This is a genomic window from Chryseobacterium sp. JK1, assembly GCF_050632815.1.
Lineage (GTDB): Bacteria > Bacteroidota > Bacteroidia > Flavobacteriales > Weeksellaceae > Chryseobacterium.
The window spans coordinates 1,617,515-1,630,496 of the sequence record NZ_JBODRU010000001.1 but is presented as its reverse complement, the minus strand read 5'-3'; the positions used below and the strand labels follow the sequence as shown (position 1 = coordinate 1,630,496).

The following is a 12,982-nucleotide window of genomic DNA, read 5'->3' as shown; positions in this document are numbered from 1 at the left end:
TTTTTGATGTGATATAATAGCATATAAAATCCGAACTCTTTCAAGGGCTCGGATTTTCGTATTTATTAAAAATATGTTTTTTTTAAATAGGGTTTATTTTCTTTCGGTCGCTAATCACATTAAGGGTCACGCCCAAAAGAATCAACGTAATTCCTATGGAGAGGTTGGCTGTAAATTTTTCTTGAAACATTAATACACTGATCATGACTGCCACTACAGGTTCCAAAGCTCCTAGAATAGCCGTTGGAGTAGAGCCAATATATTTGATGGCATATACCAGGCATAAACTGGAGATAACTGTAGTTAAAAAGGCAAAAATCAAAAAGTTTAAAAATAAAGAGAGTGAAGGAATGGCTAAAGATTCTCCCGCTACTGAAGTTTTTGTTATAAAAAAGACAGACGTAAAAAACATAGAGTAGAATGAAAGCTTAAACCCGGATACTTTCATATTCGACTTATTGACGATCACCATATAAAGGGCATAAAAAAGGGAACTGAGCATTACGATTCCCAATCCTGCAAAATTAATTTCCATACTGTTTCCTTTCAAACATAGCACGATAACTCCTGCAAAGGCAAGAAGAAGTGAGAAGATGGAAAGTTTTGTCAGTCTTTCCCTGTACAAGAAAAACATAATCAATGCTACAATGACCGGATAGATGAATAAAACCGTAGAGGCAATTCCAGGTGTCAGGAAATCATATCCCAGAAATAAAAATTCTGAAGATAACGCATAGCAGATTCCAAGTACTGCCAGAATAAAGGCTTCTTTTTTATTGATTTTAAAACTTTCTCCGGAACAGAGCAGGTATCCGCCCACCATTAAAGCAGAAAAGAAAAAACGGTAGAATAAAGTAACGTCTACTGAAAAACGGGCCTGCTTAATCGGAAGAATAAAGATTGGAATCAATCCGTAAGAAACCGCCGATAAAATTCCCAATGTATATCCTCTGAGTTTCATTTGTTATGTAGCATTATAGTTTTTAAAAATAAAAAACCACTGAGCTAATCAGTGGTTTTTTGTATTGTTATGAATTAAATTGCTTTAAAACTTAATCCCTGTTCCTGCAGTAATAATTGCTCCTGCTCTTTATAGTAACCACTTACTAATTTGTCATGAATGGCTTCAAATGCCGCCAGTGTTTCATTGATTTCTGAATCTGTATGAGATGCTGTAGGAATTAACCTTAAAAGAATCATCCCCTTCGGAATGACCGGATATACCACCACAGAAGTAAAGATTCCGTAATTTTCTCTAAGATCTTTCACCAGTAGAGTAGCCTCTACAGGAGTTCCCTGCATCATAACAGGAGTTACACAAGTATTGGTATCACCAATATTGAATCCTCTGTCTCTTAATCCGTTCTGTAATTTATATACGTTTTCCCAAAGCTTGGCTTTGATCTCAGGTCTTGTTCTTAGCAATTCCAATCTTTTCAATCCACCAATTACCATTGGCATTGTTAAAGATTTAGCAAAAATTTGTGATCTAAGGTTGAATTTTAGGTATCTGATGATTTCTTTGTCTCCCGCAAGGAAAGCTCCGAAACCAGCCATAGATTTTGCAAAAGTAGAAAAGTAAACATCAATCTGATCCTGACATCCCTGCTCCTCACCAGCTCCGGCTCCTGTTTTACCAAGTGTCCCGAATCCGTGAGCATCATCTACTAAAAGTCTGAAATTATATTTTGATTTAAGATCACAGATCTCTTTCAGTTTTCCCTGTTGTCCTCTCATCCCGAAAACTCCTTCTGTAATGACAAGAATACCTCCGCCATTTTCTTCAGCTACTTTCGTTGCTCTCTGAAGGTTTTTTTCAAGACTTGCCATATCGTTGTGTTTATAGGTAAATCTTTTACCAGAATGAAGTCTTACCCCATCCACGATGCAGGCATGAGAATCCATATCATACACAATCACATCATTTCTGCTTACCAAAGCATCAATGGTAGAAACCATTCCCTGGTAACCGAAGTTCAATAAGTATGCTGAGTCTTTTTGTACAAAGTCTGCCAATTCTCTTTCCAGCTGAAGGTGCTGATCTGTTTCCCCCGACATTGCTCTTGCTCCCATAGGATAGAACATTCCGTATTCTGCTGCTGCATCTGCGTCTGCTTGTTTTACTTCAGGATGATTACACAGTCCTAAATAGTCATTGGCACTCCAGAAAATTACTTCTCTACCCTGAAACTGCATCCTGGGACCAATAGGGCCCTCTAATCTTGGGAAAATAAAATAGCCTTCACCATAGTCTGCAAATTGTCCAAGAGGTCCTGGATTTTCTTTTATTCTTTCAAAAATATCCAACATTTTATATCGTAATTTTTAAGTCAAAAAGCCTTTTTTGTAGAACACGCAAAAGGCTTGATTTATATTGTGATTTATATATTATTTGATAAACTCAGTCTTGAAAACTTCGTCATAGTTGTGAAAACAGTTATTCACAAATCCCTGTTCGGCCATCCATTTGTCACTGTATACTTTAGTGATGTATCTTGAACCGTGGTCAGGATAAATTAAAACAATAACATCATTCTCATTCAGTTCATGAGATTGTGCATATTGCATTAACCCTTGTGTAACTGCTCCGGTGGTGTAACCTCCCATAATGGCTTCTTTCAAAGCAATCTCACGGGTTCTGTAGGCTGCCATTTCGTCATTCACTCTTACAAACTCATCTACTTTATCAAAAAGAAGGGCAGAAGGGATTAAGTTTTTTCCCATTCCTTCAATCTGGTACGGATGTACATCTTCTTTGTGAATTTCTCCGGTTTCGTGATAGCTCTTTAAGATAGATCCATCAGCGTCCACTCCAATAATTTTGATATCGGGATTCTTTTCCTTCAGGAACTTTGCCGATCCGGATAAAGTACCTCCGGTTCCGGTACAGGCAAAAAGGTGAGTGATCTTACCTTCCGTCTGCTCCCAGATTTCTGGACCAGTAGTTTGATAGTGGGCATCAATGTTCAGCTCATTAAAGTACTGATTGATGTAAATTGAATTAGGGGTTTCCTGGGCGATTCTTTTAGCTACTTCATAGTATGATCTGGGATCATCCGCCGGTACGTTGGCCGGGCAGATGTAAACGGTTGCTCCCAATGCTTTAAGATAAGCAATTTTCTCAGGTTTTGTCTTGTCGCTTACCGCAAGAATACATTTATATCCTTTGATGATACATACCATCGCAATAGAAAACCCGGTATTTCCGGAAGTAGTTTCTACAACTACTGAATCTTCCTTTAATAAGCCTTTTCTTTCTGCGTTCTCTATAATGTGAAGTGCGATTCGGTCTTTGGTGGAATGTCCAGGATTATATGATTCTAACTTGGCATAAACGGTTGCTGGAATATCTTTTGTGACAGTATTTAGCTTCACCATAGGAGTATGTCCTATAAGGCCAAGGATATTATCGTAAACATTACTCATTATTTGTTATTTTCAATAAAAATCTGACTGCAAAAATACAAAAAAATAAATAATTACTAAACTTTTGTTTGATTTCTAGGCCCTGTTTTGATAAAAATCTATTTTCGTATTTTCACTTTTAACACGTCTATTGTCTCAAATACCACGCCAAAATTTTTAAATTTTGTTAAAACCCGCATAAAATAAGATAAAAGCCTTATTTTCGCATAATTGATTTAATACTATGAAAAATTGGACTTTTAGGCAATGGAACACCGTTTTAGGATGGGTGATTTTCGTCATTGCGTTTTTCACGTACTTGTCCACAATAGAACCCAATTTCAGTTTTTGGGATTGTGGAGAGTACATTTCTTCTGCAGTAAAACTTGAAGTAACGCACGCTCCAGGAGCGGCTTTATTCCAGATAGTGGGTGCCGTGGCAGCCATTTTTGCATTAGGGAAAGGCGAAAATTACTCCATCGTAATCAACGCGATGTCTGCATTGTTCAGTGCGCTGACTATTTTATTTTTGTTTTGGACGATCACTCATTTTGTGAGAAGACTTTTAAACAAAGATTTTGAAGAAATTACCAAACATCAGGAAATCTCCATTTTATTTGCCGGAGCTATTGGAGCACTTTGCTTCACCTTCTCAGATACCTTCTGGTTCTCGGCAGTAGAAGGAGAGGTGTACTCGATGGCTTCAATGTTTATCGCTCTTTTGGTCTGGTTGATTACGAAATGGGAAAATGAGTATCAGGCAGCGGACAGTGAAAGATGGATTATCCTTATTTTCTTCGTTTTAGGACTTTCTGTTGGGGTACACATGATGTGTATGCTGGCAACTCCTATGGTATGTCTTGTATATTATGCAAGAAACTACAAGTTTACGTGGAAGAATTTTGTTTTCGCTAACCTTATTACATTGGGAATTTTGATTGTTGTTTTCAAAATTATCTTCCCTCTGATTATGACGATGTTTGGAAGACTTGAGATTTTCTTTGTAAATGGTCTTGGACTTCCTTTCCACTCAGGTACTATTGCAGCGTTTATCTTAATGGCTGCGATCTCTTATTTCATGATCAGGTACGCCAGAAAAACAAAAAGAAACCTGTATCAGACTGTAGCTTTGTCTGTAGTGTATATGATTATCGGGTTCTCTTGCTGGATGGTAATCCCAATCAGAGCGAATGCTAACCCACCGATGAACCTTAATGATCCTGATACTGCAATTGGTATGTTGGATTATTACAACAGAGAGCAGTATGGAGACTGGCCAACGATCTATGGACAGAACTATACAGCGTTTCTTGATGCTAACGGAATTGAGAAAAATGAAGACGGAAGCTTTAAGACTCAGAAAACAGGTGAGATCTACGAAAAAGATGAGAAAACCGGAACCTACAGAAAAACCGGAGACCGATTCAATTATGTATTCAACAAGTCTCAGATAAGCTTAATGCCGAGAATGTTCAACGAAGATAAAGATGTAATGGCCAACTATATTTCAATGTATGGTGCTCCGGATTTTACATTCAACTACGGGAACGAAGATGTGGCAGACAACCCACAGGCTAAGCAGATTTTTGATGAATTGAGAGCAAAATACGAAGATAAATCGATTACTGCTTCAGATTATCTGAAAGTAAAACCTTATAACCTGATCAATGTTCAGAAGCCTTCTTTACTTCAGAATATGGATTATTTCATTTCTTTCCAGAACGGATATTATTTTGTAAGATACCTGATGTGGAACTTTGTAGGAAGACAGAACGATCTTGAAGGAAATATGGAAAGTACAAAAGGAAACTGGATTTCCGGAATTCCTTTCATTGATAATGTAATAGTAGGAAATCAGGATAAAATGCCTGCTAAGTTTAAAAATGAAAGTACGGTAAAATTCTTCTTCCTTCCATTGATTTTAGGATTGATCGGATTCTTTTTCCAACTGAACAGAGATTTCGGAAGATTTTATGCTTTACTTTCTTTATTCATTATAACAAGTGTTGGGATTATTTTCTACACGGGAGTAAAACCTTTCGAGCCGAGAGAGAGAGATTATGCAATGGTGGGTTCATTCTACGCTTTTGCCATATGGATCGGGCTTGGAGCCGGAGCTATTTTATGGTTTCTTCAATCTAAAATCAAATCCAACGGTGCCAATATCGCGATAGGAGTTGTATTATTAGGAGTACCTTTTATGATGGGCTTCCAGAACTATAATGTTCACGACAGAAGTAACAGATATACGGCATATGACTATGCTTATTCAGTTTTAAAATCATTACCGAAAAACGATATCCTATTTGTTTACGGTGATAACGATACGTATCCGGTTTGGGCTATTCAGGAAACAGAAAGATTCAGGGATGACGTAAAAGTGGTTAACTTCACTCTGGCTTCCACTCCTTGGAATTTGGATCAGGTGAAAAGAAGAACTTATAACGCAATGGGAATTCCTAGCCAGTTAACCCATGATGATTACAGAGACGGTGTAAACGACCAGATCTATATGATGAAGAAAGAAGATTGGGAAGGCGTATTTTCTATGTTGAAAGAACAGGGAGTTCCAGATACAGAATTCAAAGATTTCAGAAAATATCTTACTCAGGATTCTTTAACTTTGAAAGAGGCGATGAACTTCATTAAGTTCAAATCTCCGGAAAAAGATCAGTTGTTGAAAATGTACTTCGGAGAAGAAAAATATGAGAAGTATAATATTCTTCCGGTAAACAAATTCATTCTTCCGGTAAATAAAGAAAATGCTTTAAAAGCAGGAATCATCAATCAGGCAGACCTTCCGAATGTAGCCAATCAGATTATGATTACTTACAAAGGAAATACACTTTATAAAAACAACCTGATCCTGATGGATCTATTGGCAAACTTCGACTGGAAGAGACCAATCAACTTCTCATCAGGAGGAATCTACGACAGCGAGAACATTTTTTATCTTAACGATTATCTTCAGTTTGACGGTTTCAGTTACAGATTGGTTCCTATCCAGACGCTTCCAACACCTGACGGTGATATGGGAAGAGTAGATGCCAATTCTCTATATAATGTAGTGAAAAACTTCAGATGGGGGAACTTCAAAGATCTGAATGCTCACTTTGATGAAACAGCAACTTCCAACATTATCAGCTATAGAATGTCTGCAAGCAGAGCCGCAGCAGCCCTTGCACTAAACGGACAGAAAGCAAAAGCATTAGAAGTTCTGGATCTTGCAGCAAAAGAAATTCCTGCTGAAAAATACAATGATCCTCGTTCATTAAGTTCTATTGTTTCAGGATACATTATTGCAGGACAGGAGCAGAAAGGTCTTCAACTGGCAGAAGTGCTTAAAAAAGGAATCTTTGAAGAATATGATTATTACCAAAGCCTTTCTAAAGCAGAGCAAAGCTATCTGAGAAGACAAATGAGAACAAAACCGATGGAGTATTCTCTAGTCGTTTCAGCGGTTACAGATGCTTACACAAAGATCGGACAGAAAGAAAAAGCATACGCTTATCTTGTAAAATCTATAGAGCCGATTGATAAGAAGTTCAATGTATTTATCAAAGATCTTCAGGAAATGGGTAAAGAAAAGGCTATGAAAGAGTCTGAAAACGTTCAGCAGATCACGCCATTCTATCAGTACTTATTTGATGTTATGGAGCCTTTTGATTCTACTTATTCGAAAGAAAAAGAAAATCAGATTACTTCAGCAATTATCAAAGCAACAAAATAACATACTTTAAAACGGAACTTCGGTTCCGTTTTTTTATTATTGGGAATCCTGAATTTTAAGGTTATATTTGTGAAACTAAAAATACAGAATGTCCGAAACACAAAATAGAAAAATCCCAATCTATGCCGTTATTATTACGGTACTCTTTAAACTTCTTTTCTTACTAACCCATTACATTCAGGAAGATGCATTTATCACCTGGAGAGTGGCTCAGAATTTACTGGATTACGGCGTAATAGGCTTCAATGGCGATACTAAGATCTCTGCATCTACCACTCATCTCTATGTTTTTGTGTCTTATCTTTTCAATTTGGTTTTTGGGAAAGAAAACTTTATTGAGCCTCTTTTGATTTTTAACTCTTTACTTTTTACAATAGGAACATTGCTTTTGTCTCATTTGGTTCTTAAAAACCCTTGGCACAAAGCTTTATTTATATTTTTAATTGGTATTCTACCACCTGCCATTAAGATTTCAATTCTTGGAATGGAATATGGAATTCTGTTTTTCCTGGAAATGGCTTTATTGTATTATGGTTTTAACAAAGGGAGAAAATGGGTGATTACTCTTTTTCCGGCTCTCATCATGTTTACCAGAATTGATACTGTAATATTTCTGGGAATCCTGTTTCTTGTGGATGTATTTTGGAATAAAAAGGTCAGATGGAATTTTGTTTTTGGAGGTCTGTGGGGTGTTTTGTCAACGGTGGCTTTCAACTGGTTTTATTTTGGAGAAGTAGTAAATAATACGATTACAGCAAAGAAATTACTGTATGAGGAGCACCTTACTTTCCAACAGCATGTTGACTACTTTTTTAAGAGTTTTGGCAACTTTTGGGGAATGCTGAAACTTCCGGGAGACTTCAATCCTGTTACAATTATCGTATTGATTTTTGAACTTCTGTGCTTCATTTATCTTATCAGACAAAGAGAAAAAAGAAACTATTTCTTATGGGTTATCTTTATTTTCGGATGGACAAAACAGATCATTTTTATCTCTCAGAAAAGTTTATTCGACTGGTATTATTGGGTGCCTCAATTATTACTTTTTGTCCCAATTCTTATCTTTATCCTTGAACAGAAAGAAAGAAGAAATCTATGGCTTTCTTTGCTTACCCTATTTTATATTCTTCCAATGCTTGCATTTCAGACCATTCACTGCATTGCTACCGGAAATGGGGAGTGGAATTATCGAAGAACAATCGGGCTATTTTTAAACCAATATGAGAAAGATAAAAATCAGTGGATTTTACTGGAACCCGCCGGATATGTGCCTTACTTTTCAGGATTAAAAACCATTGATGAAGTAGGATTAGTAGATAAGCAGATTCAGGTGGAAATAAAGAAAGATAAAGCCCATTATTGGATTAATACCGTAAAAAATAGAAAACCAAAATATCTGCTTTCGTACAAAAATCTGTATGAAGGAAATGATGCGAATTCTGCTTATTACCAAACTCATTATCGTCTTTTAAAAGAATTCAGGGTTAAAGATCATCTGAACAGCAATAACAAAATTTTAGAGAAAATCTACCATCTGAAACCTTCGGGAACAGACTATAATTTGTACATTAGAGTTGATTAAAAGATTGAAAAACTAAAATATTTAAAGATTGAATTACGAGAGCGAAAGGTTGTAAAATAACTCTCTTACTCTAAAATTCTCAAACCCAACATCCCTCAAAAATGAAATACTGTGCTTTTCTCCGTGGCGTTAACGTAAAAGGAACCAACATGAAAATGGCAGATGTATGCCAGGTTTTTAAAGATGCGGGTATGAAAGACGTAAGTTCTATACTGGCCTCTGGAAACATCGTGTTCTCTTCAGACAAAAATGCAGCCGATTTAAAGGAAATCCTTGAAAAAGCGATGTCTGATCATTTCTCATACGAAGCTTTTTTGTTTATTAAATCTCAGGAAGAAACAGAAGTTTTCTGGAACAGTATTCCTTTCGAAAAAAATGAAATGCTTCATGTGTACGGCTTTGTGGGTATTCCGGGAGTAGAAACTGTTTTGCTGGAAGAATTCCAAAAGTCAGCGCAGGCAGAAAATGAAAAGGCTGAAATTATCAACGGGATATTTTATTGGCAGGTTCCAAAAGGAAATACTCTGGATTCTACGTTCGGAAAGGTTTTGGGACAGAAAAGTCTGAAAGATCAGTTTACCAGCAGAAACGTCAATACATTTGAGAAGGTCCTGAAAAAGTTCTAAGTAAATCATCGCAATACTTCGACAGGCTCAGCATGACATCGCTGTAAATTAACTTTTAATGCAATGTGAATCCAAAGGGGAGTCCAAAGAGTCTTTTATGCTTCATTTCCACATATTGTAAGCTTGCAGAGTCCATAAAACCTTACTTTTTTTGATTAATAACTATAATCTTTTGATTACTATCCGGTTATTGTGGTTTTACTTTAATATAATTGATGGTATTAAAGTTGTCATGCTGAGCTCGTCGAAGCATCTATTAATTTTATAATCGGAAATTCATGAAAACAAAGACTCAAAAACTAATGCGGCCACGGCCATTAAACCCATCAAATAATTTCCATTTCTGAAACTTTCTCAGTATTTTTACTGAACTTTTTAATTTTAATAAAATGATTCAGTATTTAGATAATATTCAGCACAAAGATTCAAAGAACTTTTTTCTTATTGCAGGTCCATGTATTATTGAAGGAGAAGATATGGCACTCAGAATTGCTGAGAAAGTAATTAACATTACAGATAAATATAATATTCCTTATATTTTCAAAGGAAGTTTCAAAAAAGCAAACAGAAGTCGTGTAGATTCTTTTACCTCAATTGGTGAAGAAAAATCACTTGAAATTCTTAAAAAAGTAGGAGAAACATTCAATATTCCTACTACAACTGATATTCACGAAAATGAACACGCTGCGTTAGCGGCTCAATATGTAGATGTACTGCAGATTCCTGCATTTTTGGTTCGTCAGACAGATTTACTTGTTGCGGCAGCAAAAACTGGAAAATGTGTAACCTTGAAAAAAGGACAGTTTCTTTCTCCTGAAGCTATGAAGTTCGCAGTTCAGAAAGTGACGGATTCCGATAACCAAAAAGTAGCCATTATTGAAAGAGGAAATTCTTTTGGATATACAGATCTGATCGTAGATTACAGAGGAATTCCTACAATGAGAGAATATGCTCCTGTTATTCTGGATGTTACGCATTCTTTACAGCAGCCTAACCAATCCTCAGGAGTTACAGGAGGAAGACCGGAGCTTATTGAAACGGTAGCCAAAGCAGGAATTGCAGTAGGAGCAGACGGAATTTTCATTGAAACTCATCCTACACCGGAAACCGCACTATCTGACGGTGCCAATATGTTAAGACTTGATTTATTAGAAGATTTATTACAAAAATTAACAAGAATTAGAGAATCGATTTTGTAATTGTTAAAAAAACATTAATTTTAGAGATTCTAAAACATTTCTTTTGAAAAAACTAGTTTTACCGCTAAGCCTTATGGTCCCTGTACTGATTTTCTCCCAACATAGAAAAAAAGATACAGCGACGACTAAAGTAACCGATATAGAGGAAGTTGTCTTCCAGAAAAAAGTAACAGGAAGAACCAACGACCTTACCAACGTTAGAATTTCAGCCAAAGATGCCAAAAATGTGGTTTCTGTCAACGGAGGCATCGAAGGAATGCTTAAAACACTTCCTTCCGTAAACTCCAATACCGAGCTGTCTTCACAATACATGGTTCGTGGTGGTAACTATGATGAAAACCTTATCTATATTAATGATATTGAGATCTACAGACCATTTCTGATCAGAAACTCCCAACAGGAGGGGATGAGTATCATTAACCCGGATATGGTATCTGCTGTGAATTTTTCTGCCGGAGGATTTGAAGCCAAATACGGAGATAAAATGTCTTCGGCTTTAAATATCTATTACCGTGAACCTGAAAAATTTGAACTTTCCGGAGAAGCAAGCTTAATTGGAGGAAGACTTACAACAGGTCTTGCTTCAAAAAACAAAAAGTTTACCGCTTTATTTTCAGGAAGATACAGAAATACCAACCTTGTTCTTAATACATTGAAAGAAGATACAGACTTTAATCCTACGTATTGGGATTTCCAGTCTTATCTTAATTACCATATCAATGATAAGTTCTCCGTATCATTCATTGGATATTACTCAAAGAATGATTATGAAATGATTCCTAAAGAGAAAAGTGTCACTTTTGGAAGTCTTCAGCAACCCATTACCGTTAATATCGGATATGGAGGTAAAGAGAACGATCAGTACAAGAATATGATGGGTACTGTTTCTATGAATTATAAGCCGGCAGACAAATGGAAGCTTACTTTGGATGCCTTCGCTTATCAAAACAGAGAAAAAGAATATTATACCATACAGTCAGCGTACGAATTGCAGACTTTTGATCCTAAAACACAGGAGCCTGTTGCTTCTTATGACGTGGGCGGACAGATAGAGCATGCACGTAATGATTTGTTTGTAAGAACCTACGGAACACAGTTCAGAGCAAAATTTTCCCCCAATGTGAATACCGACATTGAAGTTGGATTCAAATATGAGAAAGAAAATCTAAAAGATCTTACCAATGAATGGAAGCTTGTAGATTCTGCAGGATATAGCCTTCCAAGACCGGACGTTATTGATCCCAGAACAGGAAATACAGGAGATCTTAAGCTCGCTTACTATATTGCAGGGCAGAATAATATTGAACCGACAAGGCTTTCTGCTTATGCTCAGTATTCACAAAAATTCTATTGGGGAGCCAGTAAAGTATTTGTTAATGCCGGAGTACGTGTTGCCAACTGGAGCTTTAATAAAGAAACCATATTCTCTCCAAGAGCTCAGTTTGCGATAAAACCAGACTGGGATAGCGATATGTTATTCAAAATTTCCGGAGGAATCTATTATCAGGCTCCTTTCTATAAGGAAATTAAGGATCTTGACGGGAACTTCAATTCCAATATAAAGTCACAGCGCTCTATCCAGGTAATTCTTGCCAATGATTATGAGTTCCAGATGTATGACAGACCGTTTAAATTGACAACGGAACTTTATTACAAAAAAATGGATAACCTTATTCCATACTATATGGATAATGTGAGAATTCGTTATTCAGGACAAAATAACTCTAAAGGATATGCGTACGGGATTGATACAAGATTATTCGGTGAATTTGTTCCAGGTGTAGATTCGTGGTTATCTGCGAGTTACGCAAGAGTTTATGAAAATATCGATGGGAAAGGAGACATTCCTAGACCTACCGATCAGAGATTAAGGTTTGCGATGTTCTATCAGGATTATATGCCGGAATTCCCATCTATGAGAGTGAATCTTACTTTGGTATACGCTATGGGACTGCCAACGGGAGCACCTGTTTTGTTCAACAGTAACGGGCAGCCTGACTTTACTTCTGCATACAATTATCAAAAGACTCTTCCATCTTATAAAAGAGTGGATATTGGTCTAACAAAAGTCTTTATTGATCCGAAAGAGAAAAATAAAAGATCTGGCTTCTGGGGTAATTTTGAAGAACTTACTTTAGGCGTTCAGGTATTCAATGCGTTTAATATCAATAATACAGTAGCTAACCAGTGGATCACAGATTATAACTCAACCAGCACCAATATGTATCCGGTTCCGGTACGTCTTACAGGACGTTTCTTTAATGTGAAACTGGAATTCAGACTTTAAAACATATTTCAGCTCATTTTTTAAACTGCTGAGATTTTCGATAAAAAACAGAAAAGCTTTCAAATGTATTTTTGAAAGCTTTTTCATTTACCAGAATTTTATAACAACATTACGGAATTTTATAACAACGGTTTCCAGGATATTTTTAACTTT

The 12,982-nt window shown here is 36.4% G+C and carries 8 protein-coding genes; 5 read left to right on the top strand and 3 right to left on the bottom strand.

What is annotated here, in order from left to right:
• Positions 1–82 precede the first annotated feature (82 nt).
• From ACQ76T_RS07345 to ACQ76T_RS07335, 3 genes are all read right to left on the bottom strand, one after another.
• A complete protein-coding gene (locus tag ACQ76T_RS07345; protein WP_431342667.1) occupies positions 83–961 on the bottom strand; it encodes a DMT family transporter in 879 nt (292 codons plus the stop codon).
• 74 nt (positions 962–1,035) lie between these two features.
• Positions 1,036–2,307 carry an aminotransferase class I/II-fold pyridoxal phosphate-dependent enzyme gene (locus tag ACQ76T_RS07340; protein WP_431343727.1) on the bottom strand — a complete coding sequence of 424 codons (1,272 nt, stop codon included), beginning with the start codon at positions 2,305–2,307 and terminating at the stop codon, positions 1,036–1,038.
• Between the two features lie 81 nt (positions 2,308–2,388).
• The gene (locus ACQ76T_RS07335; protein ID WP_431342666.1) at positions 2,389–3,426 is read right to left on the bottom strand and encodes a PLP-dependent cysteine synthase family protein; all 1,038 of its coding nucleotides are present in this window, start codon (positions 3,424–3,426) and stop codon (positions 2,389–2,391) included.
• Between the two features lie 223 nt (positions 3,427–3,649).
• Between ACQ76T_RS07335 and ACQ76T_RS07330 the strand changes: the two genes are divergently transcribed.
• The 5 genes from ACQ76T_RS07330 (at position 3,650) to ACQ76T_RS07310 (ending at position 12,829) form a co-directional block, all read left to right on the top strand.
• Positions 3,650–7,135 (top strand): glycosyltransferase family 117 protein, encoded by a 3,486-nt coding sequence (locus tag ACQ76T_RS07330; RefSeq protein WP_431342665.1) that lies wholly within the window; start codon positions 3,650–3,652, stop codon positions 7,133–7,135.
• Positions 7,136–7,223: 88 nt separating this feature from the next.
• Entirely contained in the window at positions 7,224–8,717 is a 1,494-nt protein-coding gene (locus tag ACQ76T_RS07325; RefSeq protein WP_431342664.1) for a hypothetical protein, read from the top strand.
• Positions 8,718–8,818: 101 nt separating this feature from the next.
• The gene (locus ACQ76T_RS07320) at positions 8,819–9,343 is read left to right on the top strand and encodes a DUF1697 domain-containing protein (protein WP_431342663.1); all 525 of its coding nucleotides are present in this window, start codon (positions 8,819–8,821) and stop codon (positions 9,341–9,343) included.
• Between the two features lie 389 nt (positions 9,344–9,732).
• Complete coding sequence (kdsA, locus tag ACQ76T_RS07315) at positions 9,733–10,542, top strand: 3-deoxy-8-phosphooctulonate synthase (protein WP_431342662.1); 810 nt, start codon at positions 9,733–9,735, stop codon at positions 10,540–10,542.
• A gap of 43 nt (positions 10,543–10,585) precedes the next feature.
• A complete protein-coding gene (locus ACQ76T_RS07310; protein WP_431342661.1) occupies positions 10,586–12,829 on the top strand; it encodes a TonB-dependent receptor plug domain-containing protein in 2,244 nt (747 codons plus the stop codon).
• Positions 12,830–12,982: the final 153 nt, after the last annotated feature.

Coding starts and splice junctions, on each gene's coding strand:
- ACQ76T_RS07345 (WP_431342667.1), bottom strand. CDS start 961: ATGAAACTCAGAGGATATACATTGGGAATTTTATCGGCGGTTTCTTAC.
- ACQ76T_RS07325 (WP_431342664.1), top strand. CDS start 7,224: ATGTCCGAAACACAAAATAGAAAAATCCCAATCTATGCCGTTATTATT.
- ACQ76T_RS07320 (WP_431342663.1), top strand. CDS start 8,819: ATGAAATACTGTGCTTTTCTCCGTGGCGTTAACGTAAAAGGAACCAAC.
- kdsA (WP_431342662.1), top strand. CDS start 9,733: ATGATTCAGTATTTAGATAATATTCAGCACAAAGATTCAAAGAACTTT.
- ACQ76T_RS07330 (WP_431342665.1), top strand. CDS start 3,650: ATGAAAAATTGGACTTTTAGGCAATGGAACACCGTTTTAGGATGGGTG.
- ACQ76T_RS07335 (WP_431342666.1), bottom strand. CDS start 3,426: ATGAGTAATGTTTACGATAATATCCTTGGCCTTATAGGACATACTCCT.